This window comes from Streptococcus sp. 27098_8_103 (genome assembly GCF_041432345.1).
In the GTDB taxonomy this organism is placed as follows: Bacteria; Bacillota; Bacilli; order Lactobacillales; family Streptococcaceae; genus Streptococcus; species Streptococcus mitis_BV.
In genome coordinates this window covers 1-20518 of record NZ_JAPVZK010000034.1, presented here as the reverse complement: position 1 = coordinate 20518, position 20518 = coordinate 1, and the positions used below count along the sequence as shown (strand labels likewise).

The window sequence follows — 20518 nt, the reverse complement described above, 5'->3', positions numbered from 1 at the left end:
GGAATTCTTTAAAAAGATATTTTCAGTTTTCGGAGCAAATTTGGAGCAGAACAAAGAAAAAAGCCCTACTAAAGGCTTTCTTAGGATGTTTACATCCACCCTGAGGGAATCGAACCCCCATCTCAAGAACCGGAATCTTACGTGATATCCATTACACTAAGGGTGGAAACTTGTTTTATTATAACAGAAATTTGCTCTAATAACAAGTTTTTTTCTGGTGAGAATAGCCCGTCTTAGTGGGAAGCATCCCCATTCCAGATAGAGTTTTTCACGATTACATAATCAACGTGTTTAAGGTCAGCAACCTGACGTCCACCTGCATAAGAAATAGCACTTTGAAGGTCTTGTTCCATCTCAGTTAAAGTGTCTTGCAGATGACCTTTAGCAGGAAGCAAGATACGTTTGCCTTCCACATTTTTGTAAGCACCTTTTTGATATTGTGAGGCTGAACCGTAATATTCTTTGAACTGTTCACCATCGACTTCAATCGTTTTCCCTGGACTTTCAATATGTCCTGCAAAAAGGGAACCAATCATAACCATGCTGGCACCGAAACGGATAGACTTGGCAATATCGCCGTGAGTACGAATTCCTCCATCTGCAATGATTGGTTTACGTGCAGCCTTGGCACACCAACGGAGAGCAGCCAACTGCCAACCACCTGTACCAAAACCAGTCTTGACCTTGGTGATACAAACCTTACCAGGGCCAATTCCGACCTTAGTAGCATCCGCACCAGCATTTTCCAATTCACGCACAGCTTCTGGTGTTCCCACATTTCCAGCAATAACAAAAGTATCTGGCAATTCTTTTTTGATGTGTTGAATCATAGAAATCACGCTATCAGCATGACCATGGGCAATATCAATCGTGATGTACTCAGGAGCATCAGCCTTGAGCTGGCTGACAAAATCATACTCATAATCCTTAACACCGACAGAGATAGAAGCAATGAGCCCTTGATCGTGCATTCGTTTAATAAAAGGAATACGTCCTGCCTCATCAAAACGGTGCATAATGTAGAAGTAACCACCTTTAGCCAGTTGCTCTGCTACATTTTCATCCAAAATCGTCTGCATGTTAGCTGGCACAACAGGTAGTTTAAAGGTGTGATTTCCTAGAGTGACACTTGTATCTGCTTCTGCACGGCTTTTAATCACACATTTATTTGGAATCAATTGAATATCTTCATAATCAAAAATTGGAAATTCATTTAACATATCGATGACTCGTTTCTTTTATAATGACCTACCTATGCTCTCGCATCACTACGCCTTTTCCGACGTTTCCTTAATTAATTATAAATCAAAGTACAGTTTTTGTCAAATAATTTTATAAATTAAAATATAATGTTCGGGTTTTTTGTGATAATAAAAAAGAAAGAGGAGAGATTATTGTCTCCCCACTTCTTCTCTATCCTAATAATACTCGCCCTGACGGTAGTCCCATGAGTTAAAGGTATCTGACAGGTGCATCATGATCTTATCAATGTCAAGCCCTTTACGGATAACCACTGGAGCTGGTGAAGTTGAACGTGCTCCTCCTTGTTCTGGGATAAGTTTGCCGTCTTTATCGACCATAGAGACCATCACACCTTGTTCGTAGCGAGTTTCAATTGTTTTGTCAGGTTGAATGGATGCCACATAGTCGTCTGCCTCGATAACAAGGTCAACTGCTCCTTCGATGCGTTCTCCGATACCTTCTACCTTACCACGGTTTCCTTTTCCAGATGGATTTGCAGATGAGGCGTATACCATCTTGCCTTCTTCCCAAAGTTTGGCAGCCAATTGTTCACCAGCTTTCCCAAACTTGATAACGAAACAGCTAGTACCACGAACGTCAGTCATAAGTTCTTCACGGGCATCACCGTATGCTTTGAGTTTTTCAAAGGCTTCTGGTTTCCATGGAAGGATACAACCAAGAAGAATATCTTCATCCCAATGTTTTTGGTAAAAGGCTTCAATTTCTGGGTTAAGTTGTGCTAAAGCGCGAAGCTCATCCATGCTACCGCAGAGAACAACACCTGGTTTGTTACGGTTACGCTCTTTGGCTGCGAACTTACGCTCAAGTCCTGCCTTATCGCTGGTCATGATAATGTAACCAACTTTAGTAGGGCAAACGATACATCCGCCCTCACCTTTTAAAATGTCATAGCCTTCTTGTGAAAGTGTTCCGTTCCATTGAATGTGTTTTGTCATAGTTCTATTTCCTTTTCTATTTTTCTTCTAATCCTGCCAGTAGGCTGGTCGTTGTTTTTCATAAGCAGCAATCAAATCTTCATACTGCAAGGTAATACCGATATCGTCTAAACCATTTAAGAGTTTGTGTTTCCATTCGCTATCGATTTCGAAAGTGAATTCTCCAACTGGTGAGATGATTTTTTGTTGTTCCAAGTCCACAGTTACCTGGTCAGTCGGTTTGAGCTGGGCTAGCTTTTCTCTAACCTCTCTAGGCTGAACAATAGGCAACATGCCATTATTGAGTTCATTATTGTAATGAATATCCCCAAAAGATCCTGCAATCACGACCTTAAAACCATAGTCTGCTAAGGCCCAAGCTGCATGTTCCCTCGAAGAACCTGCCCCAAAGTTATCCCCTGAGATAAGAATACTGGCTTTACGATATTCAGGCTGATTAAAGACAAAGTCAGGATCCTCAGTATACTTGTCGTCCAGATAACGCCAAGCATACATGAGGTACTTACCAAAGCCTTTTTTATCAATCAACTTGAGAAACTGCTTGGGTAGGATTTGGTCGGTGTCGATATTATCATTCATGAGAGGAACGGTCGTTCCCGTATAAACTGTAAATTTCTCCATATCCTCTCCTTACTGGGCTTCTGGCATTTGCCGAACATCTACGAATCTCCCTGCAATAGCTGCCGCAGCTGCCATAGCTGGACTACAGAGATGAGTCTTAGCGCCAAAGCCTTGTCTATCTTCAAAGTTTCGATTGCTGGTTGAGGCGCAGTGAACACCATCAGGGACCTTGTCTGGATTCATCCCTAGGCACATAGAACAACCTGGATCTCTCCACTCAAAACCAGCGTCTAGGAAAACCTTGTCCAAGCCCAACTTCTCAGCAGCTCGTTTGACAGGACGAGAGCCTGGGACTACGATAGCCGTTAAGTTAGGAGCAATCTTCTTCCCTTTAACAAATCGCGCAGCCAGTTGCAAGTCGCTGAGACGAGCATTAGTACAAGAACCGATAAAGATATAGCCTAGTTCAATATCAGCTGGCTTTTGACCAGGCTCCAAGTCCATGTAATTGTAGGCTCGCTCATCATTCATATCCTTAATTTCTGGGAATCTACTGTCAAAGTCAACCCCCATAGCAGGGTTGGTTCCCCAGGTCACCATAGGAGCCAAGTCTGAAACATCCATCTGGATAACCTTATCGTAAACGACATTCTCATCACTGACAAGGGTCTTCCAATCTGCCACAGCCTCTTCAAAGTCCTCTGGAACACATTCCCGTCCTTTGAGATAATCATAGGTGGTTTGATCTGGATTCATGATTCCCATCTTGGATCCAAACTCGATGGACATATTGCAGATGGTCATTCGTTCTTCCATGCTCAGTGCATCAATAGCTTGTCCACGATATTCCACCACGTAGCCAACGCCGCAAGCAACGCCGTACTTGGCAATCAAAGCTAAAATGAAATCCTTGGAATAAACTCCTTTTTGAGGAACACCAGTGAATTCCACCAGCATTTTCTTGGGTTTGACCTGCCAGAGGGTCTGTGTCGCAAAGACATGTTCGACCTCACTGGTCCCAATTCCAAAAGCGATCGCTCCGAAAGCCCCGTGGGTTGCTGTATGGCTATCCCCACAGACGATGAATTTCCCTGGTTGAGTTCTTCCTGTTTCTGGACCAACCATGTGAACGATTCCTTGCTTTTCAGAACCGTGGGCAGCATGTTCGATCCCAAATTCCTCAACATTTTCAGCAAGCTTATCAATTTGTACCTTAGAAATCACATCTCGAATATCGTAGATATTGACTGTCGGGACATTGTGGTCAAAGGTTCCAAATGTCAAGTCTGGTCGTCTCAATCTACGACCTGCGTCTCGTAATCCTTGAAATGCCTGAGGGCTGGTCACTTCATGAATATAGTGCTGGTCCACATACATGAGTTGGGGTTGCCCCTCTTCTCCTGTGATGACATGACGGTCCCACAATTTATCAAAAATCGATTTTCCTGCCATCCATTACCTCCAAATAAAATATAAGGCTACTAGTGTGGACACCATCCCGAGAAACCAAACTGTTTTAAAATACCATTTTCGATTCTTGTGGTGAAAGATGATTCCTGCTAGCCAGGCACCAAAACCACCACAAGTAAAGGCTAAAATAAGTAAGATTTTCTCTGGGATGCGCCAAGCTCTTCTCCTCGCCTTAGATTTGTCAATGCCATAAATCAAGAAAATGATGACATTCCAAATCAAAAGGACTAGAGTAATTTTTTCGTCTAACTTCATAACCTTGCAATAATAGCTTCCGTCATTTCCTTTGTTGAAGCCTGTCCTCCTATATCTCTCGTTAATGTACCAGCTGCCAAACTTGCCTCAACAGCACGCTCGATACGCTCTGCATCCTCATAACGTCCAAAACTATCTCTCAACATCATGGACACTGATAAAATCATGGAAATAGGATTGGCAATTCCTTGACCAGCAATATCAGGTGCTGAACCGTGAATAGGTTCATAGAGACTTGGTCCATTTTCAGAATGACTGGCTGATGGCATAACTCCAAGTGTGCCAGATAGAACACTTGATTCATCAGATAGAATATCTCCGAAAAGATTCTCCGTCACAATGACATCAAACTTAGCAGGATTGGTAATCATAAGCATAGCAGCTGAGTCGACTAGCTGGTGCTCCAAGGTTACATTTGGGAAATCCTGCGCAACTTCCTCAGCTACTTTCCGCCAGAGTTTTGAGGTCGCTAGAACATTTTGCTTATCGATACTAGTAACGATTTTTCTGCGATTTCTTGCAATTTCAAAGGCTTTGCGAATAATCCGCTCCACTTCCTCATAGCTATAGTCGTTGATATCACGCGCTTTGCGCTCTTTAAGGATATGATCTCCAAAGTAAATCCCGCCTGTCAACTCACGCACCACGACAAAGTCTACACCAGCAATTCGTTCCGGTTTGAGTGGTGACAAATGCTTGAGACTGTCAAAGATTTTTACAGGGCGAATATTAGCGTAAAGATTGAGTTCCTTACGGAGAGCCAACAGGCCTTGTTCAGGGCGAACCGCTGCTCCATCATACTGGGGACTCCCGATAGCCGCTAGGAGAATGGCATCTGCTTCTCTACATGCTTTGAGGGTTTCACTAGGTAAAGGATGGCCTGCTGCATCAATACCTGCACCTCCAAAAGGTCGTCTATCAATCTCATAGTCAAAACCTGTTTTTTCAGCTAGAGCTTCCAGAACCTCTAACCCAGCCTCCATGATTTCTGGGCCGATTCCATCCCCTGCCAGAACTACTATTTTCTTTGTCATAGCTTTCTCCTTTACACACTAGGCATATCACGATAGGAAACACTGCGTCCCATCTCACCAGCATTCTCTTTTTGAACAAAGGTATTAGCATTGATGTAGGCAATAGCAGATGCTTTCAGTACATCGAAATCAAGCCCTGCTGCATTAAAGATGGTTTCTGTATCTCTGTTTTCAACAGTGACCAAAACCCGAGCTTGGGCATCAATTCCATCTGTCACAGCGTCAATAGTATAGGACACCAAGCGGACGGATTGGTTAAAGAACTTATCGATAGCGTTAAAGATTGCTTCAACAGAACCTTGCCCTGACGCATTGAAATCAACTTTCTCACCATCCATATTGGCTAGGCTAACGAGTGCTTCAATGTCATTATCTACATGAGTTTGAAGTTGTAAATCATCAAAGTGGAAGCCTTCTGGATTTTCAACCATGGTTCCAGCTACCAGAGCACGAATATCTGCATCTGTGATTTCTTGTTTCTTGTCGGCCAATGCCTTGAACTTAGCAAAGAGTGGTTTGATATCCTCTTCTGTAAAGTCTAAGGCCAGTTCTCTTAGTTTTTCAACAAAGGCATGGCGACCTGACAATTTTCCAAGTGGGAGGCTGTTACTCTTGACACCGACCAATTCAGGGGTGATAATCTCATAAGTAAGAGGATTTTTAAGGACTCCGTCTTGGTGAATACCAGATTCATGAGAAAAGGCATTGCCACCAACAACGGCCTTGTTTTTAGGAACTGGGATACCTGAGAAGCGAGAAACCATTTCTGACGTATTGATGGTTTCATTTAAAACAATACTAGTTTCTGCTTGATAGTAATCTTGACGAATATTGAGGGCCACTGCAATTTCTTCCAAAGCAGCATTACCAGCTCGCTCCCCGATACCATTGATAGTCCCTTCAACACGACCTGCCCCATTCTTGACAGCAACAAGGCTATTAGCCACTGCCATTCCGAGGTCATCATGACAGTGAGGCGAATAGATAATCTGACGTTCCGTTTTGACATTCTCAATCAAGTATTTGAAGATAGCTCCATATTCCTCTGGTGTGGTAAATCCTACCGTATCAGGGATATTGATATAAGTCGCACCTGCATCAACCGCTGTTTGAACGACTTGTAAGAGGAAATCCAACTCTGTTCTGGTCGCATCCTCAGGAGAGAATTCGACAACCTCAAACTTGGAACGTGCATAAGAGACATGCTCCTTAATAGCTTCTAGAATCTCTTCCTTGCTCTTATTGAGCTTATACTTGCGGTGAATGGGACTAGTAGCGATAAAGACGTGAACCTGTGGATATTTGGCATCCTTGAGGGCTTCGTAACAAGCATCAATATCAGACTTGACAGAGCGGGCCAAACCAGTCACTGCCGTTTTCTTCAAGGTCTTAGCAATCTCCTGAACTGCCGTAAATGAGTCTGGACTAGCCGCTGGAAAACCAGCTTCGATGGCTGAAATGCCCCATTTCTCCAGCTGTCTTGCAATGGCAATTTTTTCCTTGATTGAAAAGTTAACACCCGGTGTCTGTTCTCCATCCCGAAGGCTGGTATCTAGAAATTCAACTGTTCTCATAAGATTTCCCCTTTTCCAAATGTGGTTTTAAAAAAACATCTCGCTCAGAAACCCAAGCGAGATGTTGATTCACTCCCGCTTGGTAAGCCAAACAGGACTAATGCTTTTTGCACTAGCCCGAGTACCTCAACAACAAAGCGAATTGATTAAACTTAGCTGCTTTCATGTTTGACTTTCTCCTTCGTTTGATATCTTGTTTAGTATTTTAGCATAGGCAAAAGTACTTGTCAAGAAAAAATCCAATATTTTCTGAAAATTTCTTCAGTAGAGAATATTTTGCTAATTGAAAATCCTTGAAATGTTTCATTTTTTAGTGGTTAAATTCCAGCTTCTTTCTATCAATTCCAGTACTTCTTCATCTGATAAAGTATCATCAAGCGCCACACTAATCCAGTAACGTTTATTCATATGAAAAGCTGGATAAATGCCGTTTTTTGAAAGTAAGTCAGCTACTTGGTCATGTTTGAGGTTGACTACTTCCACCTGTCCTTCTCTGCCCTTTTCCAGCTTATACCAAGAGATTTTCATCAAGACGGCATACCACTTTTGATTTCCTTCGTGTCTTAACACTGCTGTATCAGGCGATTTCTCCCACAAATACTCCAACTGATTACCATACTTTTCCTGAACTTGAGTCATGATTCGCTTAGTCTGAGGGCAGATAAAATCCTGTACCTCAAAACAAGCCTTCCGAATCTGGTAGAGAATCTCCAGACAACCCTCACGGACATTTCCGACAAAACTTCCTCTCATACTTTGCATATGAACTTGAGGATAGAGGTCGCCCGTTTCCTGGTCAAAGACTTGAAAACTCACATTATCAGCAGTGATGGATACAGTCATGACAAAGTCACCTTGCAAAATCTGGCAACTATAGGTCCAGACTCCACCATTTTCTACAAAACCATAATCATGAGCCTTTTCTTTATTAAATTGATAGGATTTAAAAATTTCAAACATAAGTGAAAACTGCTACTCTAAGCAGCAGTTCCTTTCTATTTTTTTAAAAGACAACCTTAGTACCATGTAGTTGTGTAACTCCCAGTTGGTCGATAAAGGTTTGACGGTTGTCAAGGTCAATTCCCCCACCTGGTAGAATTTCAATCTTACCTTTAGCGTGCTCTAAAATTCTGTGATAGTGAGCAAAACGTTTTTCTAAGGAGTCACCAGATACACCCGCACGAGTCAGGATTCGAGTGACACCAGCTTGACTAAGCCAATCAATAGCTTCAAGTTGATCCTTATCACTCAATTCATCAAAGGCCATGTGGAAGACAATTTCCATTCCTTTTGATGCAGCTATCAACTTCTCAAGATTAGGCTTATCCAACTTCTTATCAGCTGTTAAAGTCCCAAATACAACCCCTTGACTTCCAGCATGAGCAGTCAAACGAATATCTTCCAGCATGATATCAATTTCTAGGTCATTATAGACAAAGTCGCCACCACGTGGACGAATCATAGTCATAATGATCGTATCGTAGTTAGATGCCAGTTCAACCGCTGCCTTGGTTACTCCATAGCTTGGTGTTGTTCCTCCCACTGCTAGATTATCACAGAGTTCGATTCGACGAGCTCCAGCCTGCATCGCTTTTTCAAGCAAGGTCACATTTTCAGCACAAAATTCGTAAATCATTTGATTCTCCTTGAGTATTACTTTAAATTTATTATATCATATTGTTGTGAATATACTTTCGTTTTTATCAAGGGAAATAACTACTATTTTAACTATTCTTTATCTGGAATGACCTTGAAGAGATAATAAGTGATAAAGATGGTCAAGGCTCCCAGACCGATTTTGACTGGTAAGAGAGGGGCAAAATAAATGGAAATTCCCATCAAGATGTAGATAGATACGATGATTTTTTTCTTACGTTCACGCGCAATGGACTTGGTCTCACGAAAATCAGCCACATATGCTTGATAGAGTTTGGTATGATAAAGCCAATCTTCGAAGCGCTTGGAACTTCTTGAGAAACAAGCAATAGACAACAAAAGAAAAGGCGTTGTCGGCAATAAGGGCAAAACAACCCCAATAATAGCCAAGGCCAGTGATAAGAAACCAATAATTAGATAGATAAGACGCATAACTTCTCCTAGTTAATACTCTTCGAAAATCTCTTCAAACCGCGTCAACGTCACCCTTACCGTAGGTATGGTTCCTGACTTCGTCAGTCTCTTCTGCAACCTCAAAGCAGTGCTTTGAGCAACCTGCGGTTAGTTTCCTAGTTTGCTCTTTGATTTTCATTGAGTATAAAATAATCTTCTTCTAGTTTCGCATACAATGGTGAATTTTGTCAAGTTCCAACCAAAAAGAGCCTGAAATTCACTTTCAGGACTCTCCTCTTATTTAATCTTTTCTTCTTCGTAGTCACCATTACTACATACAACCTGCTTGCCACCACCACGGACTTTTTTCTCCATGAGGAAATTGCCACATTTTGGACAGTCACGACCAACAGGCTTATCCCAAGAGGTAAATTCACATTCTGGATAGCGATTGCAACCATAGAAGAGACGGTTACGCTTGGTTTTACGCTCAATGATTTGTCCCTGATGACAACTTGGACACTCAACACCGATTTCTTTCACGATTGCTTGGGTATGACGGCAATCTGGGAAATTGCTACAAGCATAGAACTTACCAAAACGACCAAGTTTAATGACCATTGGACTGCCACACACTTCACAATCAAATCCAGCTGGTTCATCCTTAATCTGGATTTTCTCCATTTCTTCTTCAGCCTTGGCCACTTCTTTGGAGAATGGTTTGTAAAAGGCATCAATGACACGTTGCCACTGCTCTTTTCCGACTTCGACATCATCCAGTTTGCCTTCCATTTCAGCTGTAAAGGTCACGTTTACGATATCTGGGAAATATTCAACGATGAGCTTATTAACAATTTCTCCCAACTCTGTCGGTTCAAAGCGTTTGGCTGCAAGGCGAACATAATAACGTTTCTGAATGGTTTCAATTGTTGGTGCGTAGGTTGACGGACGGCCAACCCCATTTTCCTCCAAGGTCTTGATCAGTGTCGCTTCAGAATAGCGAGCAGGCGGTTGAGTGAAATGTTGCTCTGGTTTGCTATTTACCTGCTTGACTACATCTCCAACAGCCATGTCCGGTAACATCTTATTCTTGTCAGAATCATTATAAATGGCAAGATAACCATCAAACTTAACCTGACTACCATTGGCAGCAAATTGAACTCCATTTTGCGACAATTTAACAGCCATAGTATCAAAGACAGCAGCTGTCATCTGGCTAGCCACAAAACGATTCCAGATAAGGGTATAGAGCTTGAGCTGGTCCTTGTCCAGATACTTAGCAATACTTTCAGGTGTATTAAAAACGCTAGACGGGCGAATAGCCTCATGGGCATCCTGAGCACCTGAAGCATTTTTAACCTTGCTACCATGCTTAGAATACTTGCTACCAAAACGATCCGTAATGAAACTTGCAGCTTCATTTTGGGCTACAGGACTGATACGGGTCGAATCAGTACGCATATAAGTAATCAAACCTTGGACACCAGAACCAATATTAATCCCTTCATAGAGCTGTTGGGCAACCATCATGGTCTTTCGAGTACGGAAATTGATTTTATTGGCAGCATCCATCTGCATAGATGAAGTAGTATAAGGTAATGGAGCATTGCGTTTGCGCTCTTTCTTATCCACCTGATCCACTGAAAAGTCTTTACTAGTCAGACGAGACAAGACTTCCTTGACCTCATCATTGCTAGTCAGTTTCAGCTTTTTGCCATCTACTCCATAGAAGGATGCCTGAAATTGCTTGGTTCCCTTTTTAAAGACACCATCAATTGTCCAGTATTCTTCAGGCTGAAAGACATTAATTTCATTCTCACGGTCAATGATTAACTTAAGCGCAATAGATTGAACGCGCCCTGCTGATAAGCCCTTCTTGACCTTCTTCCACAAAATAGGCGAAATCGAATAGCCTACCAAACGGTCTAGGACACGACGAGCCTGTTGGGCATCGACCAAGTCCATATCAATCTTACGAGGTTCTTTAAAAGCATTTTTGACCGCATCCTTGGTGATTTCATTGAAGACCACACGGTTGGCATCATTTTCATCTAAGTTGAGAATATGGGCCAAATGCCAAGAAATCGCTTCTCCTTCACGGTCCGGGTCACTCGCCAGGAAGACTTTATTAGCTTTTTTGGCTTCTTTTTTTAAGTCATTGATGAGAGGGCCCTTTCCTCGAATATTGATATATTGCGGTTCATAATTATTTTCAATATCGACAGACATACTGGATTTCTTCAAATCACGGATATGCCCGACACTGGCTAAAACCTTGTAGTTTCTGCCTAGATATTTTTCAATCGTCTTGGCCTTAGCAGGCGACTCCACGATGACTAGATTTTTTTTAACTGTTGATTTTTTCTTTTTTGTTGCCGTAGCCACAGTATCACACCTTTTCAAAGTAATAAACTTTATAAAGTGTAAACCATTTTGCCATAACTGTCAAGACTTAGCTACTATATATAGAAGAAAAGTTTATCTAGTAAGCGGACTTTCTTCTTATACTCAATGAAAATCAAAGAGCAAACTAGGAAACTAACCGCAGGTTGCTCAAAGCACTGCTTTGAGGTTGCAGATGAGACTGACGAAGTCAGTAACCATACCTACGGCAAGGTGATGCTGACGTGGTTTGAAGAGATTTTCGAAGAGTATTAAAATTCAAATTCCGCAAGAACATCCTGCCCGCTGGTGACCAATTTTGCCCCTTCTTGAATCAAATGATGGCAACCGTCTGATAGTCCATCTAAAATGCTACCAGGAATAGCAAAGACATCGCGCCCTTCTTCCATTGCTCTCTCACAGGTAATGAGACTACCTGAACGCATCTTAGCCTCTGCTACAATCACACCACGACAAAGTCCAGCAATGATACGATTACGGGCAGGAAAATGAAATTTCAGAGGTTGTTCACCAGGTCCGTATTCACTTAGAACCAGATGGTCATTGCCGATGTAGTCTTGCAAGCGTTTATTGGCTTTAGGATAAAACACATCCAGTCCTGTTCCAATCACTGCAATGGTTTTTCCGCCATTCTGAAGAGCTGCCATATGAGCTGCTGTGTCAATGCCCTTGGCTAAGCCACTGACGATAACCAGTTCATTTTCCAAGCCCTGAATGACTTTTTCAACTGACTTAGCTCCCTGTTTGCTACACGCACGACTGCCCACGACTGCTACCTTCGGGAATTTCAAGAGGTCAAGATTTCCCTTGTAAAATAAAAGTACAGGCGCATCATATATTTCACTCAAATCCCAAGGGTAACAGTCATCTAAAATAGAGAAAGATGGAAATTTTTGAAACTCCTTCTCCAAATGCGCATCGTCTATCTGAAAGTAACGTTCCATAAAAACAGCTGGATTTCTGCAACCTGATATTTCTGCAATATCACCCAACAAAAGTTCTTGATCGACATTTTCACCGTATTCTAGAACTGCCAAAACCTGTTGATTGGTCAAACCTGATTTTTTCAATTTATAGATTTCATAGTTTGTGATTTTCATAAATAACTCCATTTCTTTTTCTACTCATCTATTTATTCGTAAAAAAATCAAAAAACATCCGACTATTTCAGCCAGATGTTGGAATCTTTAATTTTCGTTTTTAAGAATTTCTTCTAATTTATGATAATCTTGGACACTATCGATTTCATAGATGCTATTGCCTTCTAATTCTTCAACATAGACATCCAGCTCTTTGATATTATCCTTAACCATATTATCCCAGTAGAGATCAACAAATTCACCACTTGCATAGGCCTTATCGATAAAGCTGACAATCTTTTCTGCAGTTGGAGCATCCCAGAAGGATACACCACTAAGGATGCGACCCGCCTTGCTATCAACAATAATGTCTTGAACCTTGTAGTCATCTCCATAGACCAAGAACCATTCGTTGGTACAATCTTCACGATAAACACTAAAATAAGTCGAACGTGTCAAATCATTGCGGAACATATTTTTAAAGAGATAATTATCGGCATCAATAACATAACTGTTAGCTAATTCTTCTTTTACAAGATAGAGAGAGTAAAAGTTATTGTAGTCAGCGTATTTATCATTGAAGACGAGGCGAACACCATATTTTTCTTTCAAGTAATCGAATTGTTCTTTAAGGTAACCAACAATGATGATGATTTCATTGATTCCTTTTTCTTTTAAAAACTCAATTTGGTATTCAATCAAGGGTTTTTGATTAACCTGAACCAAGGCTTTAGGGGTATTTTCAGTCATAGGACGCAAGCGAGTTCCCAATCCCGCTGCTAAGATAATGGCTTTCACACGAATCTCCTTTATTCTTTAATAATAATATAAACTCCAGCAATGACGACAAGTGACGTAATAATTGTCAGCATATCTAGCGGTGCACCCAAGAAAACAACTGCAAATAAGACTGTCCAAACTACATAACTCACGTTCAAGCCTGTAGCCTTGGCTGGTTGCAAGCGATTGATAGCGATATAATAAGCCAAATAGGAAATCATATCAAAGGCTGCAAAGACAATCATAAGACCTAGCAATTGTCCATTGGCCACTTCTGCAAATGACTGATGAGAGAAGAGCACAATCACAAGATAGGACAAGAATGAAGTTACTTGACGGATTAAGAGGGCTTCGATTTCACTCAATTCACTTTCCATAGCAAAAGAGCTTAGAACACTCTCACTTCCCCATGCAATGGCACAAACTAAAGCACAGAGAATCCCAATGTAGAAGGAATTGACCTGTTCAACCTTATAAGTTTGAGCAATAATCCCTGCAATAATCAAGACAATCCCAAATACAGTATTTTTTGAAATCTTGTGCTTCAAAAAGAAGAAAGCCAATAAAACCGAAATCGCAGGGTAAATAGCCGACACAGATGAAGCTAAGGAACTTCCGATATACTTAACCGCATAAAGATTGGCCTGCATACCGATAGGGCCTGCTAGCAAGGCTCCGATGATCACACTAACATTGCGAATATTTAAGAAAATTGAGAGACGAACTTTTCCTTCTTTTACCAAGAGAAAAGCTAGTAAGATAAAGATACTCAAGAAATCGTGAGCAGCGGCCACCACAAAGGGCGACAAATCTGTAAAAATCGAAAAGATATAAGCACTAATCGTTAGACCCAACCCCCAGAAAATACCTGAGAGTAGACCAAAAGAAACTCCATTTTTATTTTTCATCTGAACCTCCATAATATGACAAACCTTTAACAGCTCTTTGGTAGCGATTCACACCATAGTCACCAAAATCTGCGCCTTGCTCTTCCTTATAGACGGTCCATAGACTCCAAATAGTATCTTGCAAAATTTTATAGATTGCGATCTTTTCACGAGAGACAGGTGTTTGCTCACTCTCATAGTGAGATAAGAAGGCTTCTTCCTCTTGACGAGTGAATTCAGACTCTAAAAAGAGGGCAGCCAAATCCCACATTGGATCATTCATTGATGAATATTCCCAGTCAATCAGATAAAGTCGTCCTTGAGGTGATTCGATAAAGTTTTCAGGCACCAAATCGATATGACAAGATTTTCTGTCAACACCTAAGTCAGCCAGTCTTTTCTCTAAGGAAAAGACTTCTTCTCGAACTGCTTCATAGTTAGCATAAGGGATTTTTTCTTCAATCAAGGATTCGTATTTTTTGATTTCTTCAAAAGGAGCAAATTCTCCTCTTAATTCCTTACCAGAAGCATGAATGGTTTGTAAAATTGGAGCAATTTTATCAAACTTGGTCTTGATTGACGTTGAATCAAGCGTAATCGCAGATTCGATATACTCATTTACTTTGATACCAGCTTCAATATCAAAAAGATAATTTTTTACATCTAAGTCTAAATCCTTTAGTAGTTCAAGATTGTACTTTTCATCTTGACGATTGATCAGCTTTTCTGTCCCTTTACCAAAGAACTTAACGATGTATTGCTTATTTGTTGTTTTGACCAAATAGTTTTGATTGGTCATTCCCCCCAGTTGTTCAACACTGAGGACTTCCTCTTCTTCACTAAGTAGGGAAGAAATTTTTTCTTTAATGATTTTCTCCACAATTAACCTCCAGCACTTATACTTCCCACTTAAACACAGTTTTAAAGGCTGTGTTTAAATCGGTCGCAAAGACACGGTGAATATCTTTAATTTCTCTTACAGGTTCTTCTAGATAAAGGATATTTTTAAGACGATTAGCAAATTTCTTTACTTCCATCATTTGGATTGCATTTTCAAAATCGATGCGACCAGAACGAGAGGAACCAACCAAGAGCAAGCCCTTTTCTAAGGCATCGCGTGTATTGAGATTGACTTTATATTCACTAACGCCCATCATGAGAATCGTTCCCTGAGGACGAATATAGCGAATCAGGTCATTTATAGCCGGTCCAGTACCATTACCACCACAACACTCAAAAGCATGGTCAAAGGCCAAATCTTCAGGAATATTATCAGTAATATAGCATTCTTTGGCAAAAGAGAAAAGTTCCAATTTTTCCCAATGACGACCAATAACCACAATCTCTGCTTCTGGCAAAGTATAGTTGATAATATTGGCAACCACAAAAGCTAAACTTCCATCTCCGATAACGGCGATTCGGTCCCGCTTGCTATGAGCAAGGGTCAATAGACGATTCATAGCGTGCATGCCGACACTGACAAACTCTGTAATGGCTGCAACCGTGTCTTCGATAGCATCATAAGCCACCACACGGTCTTTAGGAAGAGAAACAAACTCTCTCATAAAGCCATCAAATCCACTAGACAAGAAATGAGTCCCTGTCATGTAGTTCTCATAGAATTCTTCATTGCTCTGCATAGGTGGCTGATTGGGAATCATGACAACTTTTTGACCAACCTCATAGGTTCCTGTCGGATCAGAGATAACGGTTCCACATGACTCGTGAATCATTGCCATTGGAAGCTTTTTATTCAAAATCTTGGGATCACGTTTTCCCTGGTAGTAACGCTGATCCGCATGACAGACAGCCATGTAGTTGGGACGGATAAGGATATGATTCTCTTGGTCAATAGCCTCTTCTTGGTATTTGACATTGATAAACTTAGGCTTAGTCAGTTGATAAATTTGATTAATCATTTTACTAGTCTTTCTCAATCATACTTTTTGCAATCTTCAAATCTGTTACGGTTGTAATCTTCAGATTTGAGTATTCACCTTTGGCCAAGGCCACATCTTTTCCTTTGATCACAAAGATTTTACATGCATCTGTCAAGATTTCCTTCTCTTCATCAGAAAGAGATCCATAAAGGTCCATGAAGTCCTTGCAACGGAATGTTTGAGGTGTTTGTCCTTGATAAAGGTGAGCACGATTTGGAATATCTGTAATAAATTGACCATTGGTACTTTCAACGATAGTATCAACCGCTTCTACCACTGTGTCCACTGCGTCATGATTTTGGGCAAGTTTGATATTGTCTTGAATCATGCGAAGTGTAATAAATGGACGAACAGAATCGTGGGTAACAACGATATCCTCTGGAGTAAGCGGACGATAAGCATCTATGGCTTCAATGATTTTCTCAATACTTGTATTGCGGTCAGCACCACCCTTTGTAATGATGATACGTTCCTTATGAAGAGGAAGATATTTATCTACAAGATCTTCTGCATGAGAAACCCAGTCTCCATGAACACCAACTACAATTTTTTCAATGCTTGGTTCCAAGACAAATTTTTCAATTGTATGAACCAAGATAGGTCGATCACCTAGCTCTAAAAATTGTTTTGGCAAGTTACTGATTCCCATGCGTGTGCCAGTTCCACCAGCAAGAATTCCTGCATAAATCATCTATTTTCTCCTTTGTCTTACTAAAAAAACTTATTCTCTCTATTATACCACAATCTAGTCCTATCATGAAAGAAATACCGGCCCTCCCGTTCTAGAATAGGAGGATTAAGCAGTTCCATTATTCAAAGAAACTAGTCCATTTCTAGTAGTGACTAGGAATTCTGTAGGCATTACTAGAAATGGCTGTGAAATTTTAGAGTTCTTCAGAATAATATAGTTTTCTTAAAGAAAACTTAAAATTAAGCTTTGAAACTTCAAAGTGATTACTTGACTTATACTCAATGAAAATCAAAAAGCAAACTAGGAAGCTAGCCGTAAGCTGTACTTGAGTACGGTAAGGCGACGCTGACGTGGTTTGAATTTGATTTTCGAAGAGTATTACTGCCCTTCATTTCTTATTAGCTGACTTTATGATATAATGAAAAACGAGGTAAATTGAATGAAAAGTATAAAATTAAATGCTCTATCTTACATGGGAATTCGTGTCTTGAATATTATTTTTCCCATCTTAACTGGTACCTACGTCGCGCGTGTCTTAGACCGAACTGACTATGGTTACTTCAACTCAGTCGACACAATTTTGTCATTTTTCTTACCCTTTGCGACTTATGGAGTCTATAACTACGGTTTACGGGCCATCAGTAATGTCAAGGATAACAAAAAAGATCTGAATAGAACCTTCTCTAGTCTTTTTTATTTGTGCATAGCGTGTACAATTTTGACCACTGCTATCTATATCCTAGCCTATCCTCTCTTCTTTACAGATAATCCAATCGTCAAAAAAGTCTACCTTGTTATGGGGATTCAACTCATTGCCCAGATTTTTTCAATCGAATGGGTCAATGAAGCTCTGGAAAATTACAGTTTTCTTTTTTACAAGACTGCCTTCATCCGTATCCTGATGCTGGTATCTATTTTCCTGTTTGTCAAAAATGAACACGATATTGTTGTCTATACACTTGTGATGAGTTTATCAACACTGATTAACTATCTGATTAGTTATTTTTGGATTAAAAGAGACATCAAACTTGTTAAGATTCACATGAGTGATTTTAAACCACTCTTTCTCCCTCTGACAGCCATGTTGGTCTTTGCCAATGCTAATATGCTCTTCACTTTTTTAGATCGTCTCTTCCTCGTTAAAACAGGGATTGATGTCAACGTTAGTTACTATACCATGGCTCAGCGAATTGTGACCGTTATAGCTGGTGTTGTAACAGGTGCAATAGGAGTGAGTGTGCCTCGTCTCAGTTATTATCTAGGAAAAGGAGACAAAGAAGCCTATGTTTCTCTGGTTAACAGAGGCAGTCGAATCTTTAACTTCTTTATCATTCCACTGAGCTTCGGACTCATGGTTTTAGGGCCAAATGCTATCCTACTTTATGGTAGTGAAAAATATATCGGAGGCGGTATCTTAACCTCTCTCTTCGCTTTTCGTACGATTATCCTGGCCTTAGATACCATTCTTGGTTCCCAAATTCTCTTTACAAATGGCTATGAGAAACGAATCACAGTCTATACAGTCTTTGCAGGATTACTCAATTTGGGCTTAAATAGTCTTCTCTTTTTCAACCACATCGTGGCTCCTGAATACTACTTACTGACAACTATGCTATCAGAGGCCTCTCTACTTGTTTTCTATATCATTTTCATCCATAGAAAACAACTCATCCACTTAGGACATATCTTTAGCTATACTGTTCGATACTCGCTCTTTTCACTTTCCTTTGTAGGAATTTATTTCCTGATTAATTTCTTGTATCCCGTGGATATGGTCATTAATTTGCCATTTTTGATTAATACTGGTTTGATTGTCTTGTTATCAGCCATCTCTTATATTGGTCTACTTGCCTTCACCAAAGATAGCATTTTCTATGAATTTTTAAACCATGTCCTAGCCTTAAAAAATAAATTCAAAAAATCTTAGGAGTATAGAATGAAACAACTAACCATTGAAGATGCCAAACAAATTGAATTAGAAATTTTGGATTATATTGATACTCTCTGTAAAAAGCACAATATCAACTATATTATTAACTACGGTACTCTGATTGGGGCGGTTCGACATCAGGGCTTTATTCCTTGGGACGACGATATTGATTTGTCCATGCCTCGAGAAGACTACCAACGATTTATAAACATTTTTCAAAAGGAAAAAAGCAAATATAAGCTCCTTTCCTTAGAAACTGATAAGAACTACTTTAACAACTTTGTCAAAATAACAGACAGTACGACTAAAATTATTGATACTCGGAATACAAAAACCTATGAGTCAGGTGTTTTTATCGATATTTTCCCTATGGATCGCTTTGATGACCCTAAGGTCATTGATATTTGTTATAAACTGGAAAGCTTCAAACTTCTGTCTTTCAGTAAATATAAAAATATTGTCTATAAGGATAGCCTTTTAAAAGATTGGATACGAACAGCCTTCTGGTTACTCCTTCGACCTGTTTCTCCTCGTTATTTCGCACATAAAATCGAGAAAGAAATTCAAAAATATAGTCGTAAGAATAGTCAGTATATGGCCTTTATCCCTTCTAAATTTAAGGAAAAGGAAGTCTTCCCAAGCGGTACCTTTGATAACACAATTGATTTACCCTTTGAGAATTTGACCCTTCCTGCACCTGAAAAATTTGATACTATTTTGACTCAATTTTACGGGGATTATATGACCTTGCCACCTGAAGAAAAACGCTTCTACAGTCATGAATTTCATGCCTACAAATTGGAGGATTAGGATGCAATATTTAGAAAAAGAAGAAATTAAAGAAATCCAACTAGCCCTGCTAGATTATATTGATGAGACTTGTAAAAAACATAATATTCCTTATTTTCTCAGTTATGGAACCATGCTTGGAGCTATCCGCCACAAAGGTATGATTCCTTGGGATGATGATATTGATATTTCTCTCTATCGTGAAGATTATGAACGTTTATTGAAGATTATTGAAGAAGAAAATCACCCTCGCTACAAGGTTCTTTCCTACGATACATCTTCTTGGTACTTCCATAATTTCGCATCGATTTTGGATACTTCTACTGTTATCGAAGACCATGTTAAGTACAAGCGTCATGACACCAGTCTCTTTATCGATGTCTTCCCAATTGATCGCTTTACAGACTTGAGCATTGTCGACAAGAGTTATAAGTATGTAGCCCTTCGTCAACTAGCTTATATCAAAAAATCACGCGCAGTTCACGGTGATAGCAAATTAAAAGATTTTCTAAGATTATGTAGCTGGCACGCCCTCCGCTTTGTCAATCCTCGTTACTTTTACAAGAAAATTGATCAGCTAGTCAAAAATGCTGCAACTAATACTCCTCAATATGAAGGAGGAATTGGGATTGGTAAGGAAGGAATGAAAGAAGTCTTCCCAGTCGATACCTTTAAAGAACTCATCTTAACTGAGTTTGAAGGCCGTATGTTGCCCGTCCCTAAAAAATATGATCAATTTTTAACCCAGATGTACGGGGATTATATGACACCACCATCAAAGGAAATGCAAGAATGGTATAGTCATAGCATTAAAGCTTATCGCAAAAGCTGATTAAGCAGTAGTTTACAAGAAAAAATATAACAAAAAAGAGAAGATC

The 20518-nt window shown here is 40.1% G+C and carries 21 protein-coding genes and 1 tRNA gene; 4 read left to right on the top strand and 18 right to left on the bottom strand.

Going from position 1 to position 20518, the window contains the following annotated elements:
* Nucleotides 1–94 precede the first annotated feature (94 nt).
* The 12 genes from O3599_RS08845 to topA all read right to left on the bottom strand — a co-directional run bounded on the left by O3599_RS08845 (nt 95) and on the right by topA (nt 11526).
* Nucleotides 95–166, bottom strand: a tRNA-Arg gene (locus O3599_RS08845).
* A 67-nt stretch (nt 167–233) separates the two neighbouring features.
* Nucleotides 234–1220, bottom strand: a complete 987-nt coding sequence (locus tag O3599_RS08840; protein WP_000931164.1) for a GMP reductase — start codon at nt 1218–1220, stop codon at nt 234–236.
* A 198-nt stretch (nt 1221–1418) separates the two neighbouring features.
* Complete coding sequence (locus tag O3599_RS08835) at nt 1419–2198, bottom strand: L-threonylcarbamoyladenylate synthase (protein WP_371512617.1); 780 nt, start codon at nt 2196–2198, stop codon at nt 1419–1421.
* Nucleotides 2199–2225: 27 nt separating this feature from the next.
* Nucleotides 2226–2819 carry a 3-isopropylmalate dehydratase small subunit gene (gene leuD, locus O3599_RS08830; RefSeq protein ID WP_023946893.1) on the bottom strand — a complete coding sequence of 198 codons (594 nt, stop codon included), beginning with the start codon at nt 2817–2819 and terminating at the stop codon, nt 2226–2228.
* A gap of 9 nt (nt 2820–2828) precedes the next feature.
* On the bottom strand, nt 2829–4211 hold the full coding sequence (gene leuC, locus O3599_RS08825) for a 3-isopropylmalate dehydratase large subunit (protein ID WP_000907579.1): 1383 nt from the start codon (nt 4209–4211) through the stop codon (nt 2829–2831).
* 3 nt (nt 4212–4214) lie between these two features.
* Nucleotides 4215–4484: a DUF1294 domain-containing protein gene (locus O3599_RS08820; RefSeq protein ID WP_371512615.1), complete on the bottom strand. Its 270-nt coding sequence runs from the start codon at nt 4482–4484 to the stop codon at nt 4215–4217.
* Entirely contained in the window at nt 4481–5518 is a 1038-nt protein-coding gene (leuB, locus tag O3599_RS08815) for a 3-isopropylmalate dehydrogenase (RefSeq protein ID WP_371512613.1), read from the bottom strand. The genes O3599_RS08820 and leuB overlap by 4 nt, the downstream gene beginning before the upstream one ends.
* 11 nt (nt 5519–5529) lie before the next feature.
* Complete coding sequence (locus tag O3599_RS08810; RefSeq protein WP_371512611.1) at nt 5530–7092, bottom strand: 2-isopropylmalate synthase; 1563 nt, start codon at nt 7090–7092, stop codon at nt 5530–5532.
* Between the two features lie 303 nt (nt 7093–7395).
* The gene (locus tag O3599_RS08805) at nt 7396–8052 is read right to left on the bottom strand and encodes an MmcQ/YjbR family DNA-binding protein (protein WP_371512609.1); all 657 of its coding nucleotides are present in this window, start codon (nt 8050–8052) and stop codon (nt 7396–7398) included.
* Nucleotides 8053–8095: 43 nt separating this feature from the next.
* Entirely contained in the window at nt 8096–8728 is a 633-nt protein-coding gene (locus O3599_RS08800; RefSeq protein WP_371512607.1) for a copper homeostasis protein CutC, read from the bottom strand.
* A gap of 92 nt (nt 8729–8820) precedes the next feature.
* Nucleotides 8821–9180 (bottom strand): YbaN family protein, encoded by a 360-nt coding sequence (locus O3599_RS08795; RefSeq protein WP_004258004.1) that lies wholly within the window; start codon nt 9178–9180, stop codon nt 8821–8823.
* Nucleotides 9181–9438: 258 nt separating this feature from the next.
* On the bottom strand, nt 9439–11526 hold the full coding sequence (topA, locus tag O3599_RS08790) for a type I DNA topoisomerase (RefSeq protein ID WP_020902794.1): 2088 nt from the start codon (nt 11524–11526) through the stop codon (nt 9439–9441).
* Between the two features lie 126 nt (nt 11527–11652).
* On the opposite strand from topA, the gene O3599_RS08785 reads away from it, so the two are divergent.
* Entirely contained in the window at nt 11653–11799 is a 147-nt protein-coding gene (locus O3599_RS08785; RefSeq protein ID WP_000693517.1) for a hypothetical protein, read from the top strand.
* On the opposite strand, the gene dprA is transcribed toward O3599_RS08785, so the two are convergent.
* The 6 genes from dprA to O3599_RS08755 form a co-directional block, all read right to left on the bottom strand.
* Nucleotides 11796–12644: a DNA-processing protein DprA gene (dprA, locus tag O3599_RS08780; RefSeq protein WP_000705318.1), complete on the bottom strand. Its 849-nt coding sequence runs from the start codon at nt 12642–12644 to the stop codon at nt 11796–11798. The two genes, O3599_RS08785 and dprA, sit on opposite strands and share 4 nt — an antisense overlap.
* Before the next feature lie 87 nt (nt 12645–12731).
* The gene (locus O3599_RS08775; RefSeq protein WP_000643976.1) at nt 12732–13421 is read right to left on the bottom strand and encodes a sugar phosphate nucleotidyltransferase; all 690 of its coding nucleotides are present in this window, start codon (nt 13419–13421) and stop codon (nt 12732–12734) included.
* 11 nt (nt 13422–13432) lie between these two features.
* Nucleotides 13433–14311 (bottom strand): DMT family transporter, encoded by an 879-nt coding sequence (locus O3599_RS08770; RefSeq protein ID WP_000791828.1) that lies wholly within the window; start codon nt 14309–14311, stop codon nt 13433–13435.
* A complete protein-coding gene (gene licA / locus O3599_RS08765) occupies nt 14301–15170 on the bottom strand; it encodes a choline kinase LicA (RefSeq protein WP_033687091.1) in 870 nt (289 codons plus the stop codon). The genes O3599_RS08770 and licA overlap by 11 nt, the downstream gene beginning before the upstream one ends.
* A 16-nt stretch (nt 15171–15186) precedes the next feature.
* The gene (locus O3599_RS08760; protein ID WP_050257066.1) at nt 15187–16209 is read right to left on the bottom strand and encodes a ribitol-5-phosphate dehydrogenase; all 1023 of its coding nucleotides are present in this window, start codon (nt 16207–16209) and stop codon (nt 15187–15189) included.
* A gap of 4 nt (nt 16210–16213) precedes the next feature.
* Nucleotides 16214–16921 carry a 2-C-methyl-D-erythritol 4-phosphate cytidylyltransferase gene (locus O3599_RS08755; protein ID WP_247939645.1) on the bottom strand — a complete coding sequence of 236 codons (708 nt, stop codon included), beginning with the start codon at nt 16919–16921 and terminating at the stop codon, nt 16214–16216.
* A 439-nt stretch (nt 16922–17360) separates the two neighbouring features.
* Between O3599_RS08755 and tacF the strand changes: the two genes are divergently transcribed.
* Genes tacF through O3599_RS08740 form a run of 3 tightly spaced genes read left to right on the top strand, consistent with a single transcriptional unit; the run spans nt 17361 to nt 20472 of the window.
* Nucleotides 17361–18848, top strand: a complete 1488-nt coding sequence (gene tacF, locus O3599_RS08750; protein ID WP_371512601.1) for a type IV teichoic acid flippase TacF — start codon at nt 17361–17363, stop codon at nt 18846–18848.
* A 9-nt stretch (nt 18849–18857) separates the two neighbouring features.
* Nucleotides 18858–19661 (top strand): phosphorylcholine transferase LicD, encoded by an 804-nt coding sequence (locus O3599_RS08745; protein WP_371512600.1) that lies wholly within the window; start codon nt 18858–18860, stop codon nt 19659–19661.
* Nucleotide 19662: 1 nt separating this feature from the next.
* Nucleotides 19663–20472: a phosphorylcholine transferase LicD gene (locus O3599_RS08740; protein ID WP_023946911.1), complete on the top strand. Its 810-nt coding sequence runs from the start codon at nt 19663–19665 to the stop codon at nt 20470–20472.
* Nucleotides 20473–20518: the final 46 nt, after the last annotated feature.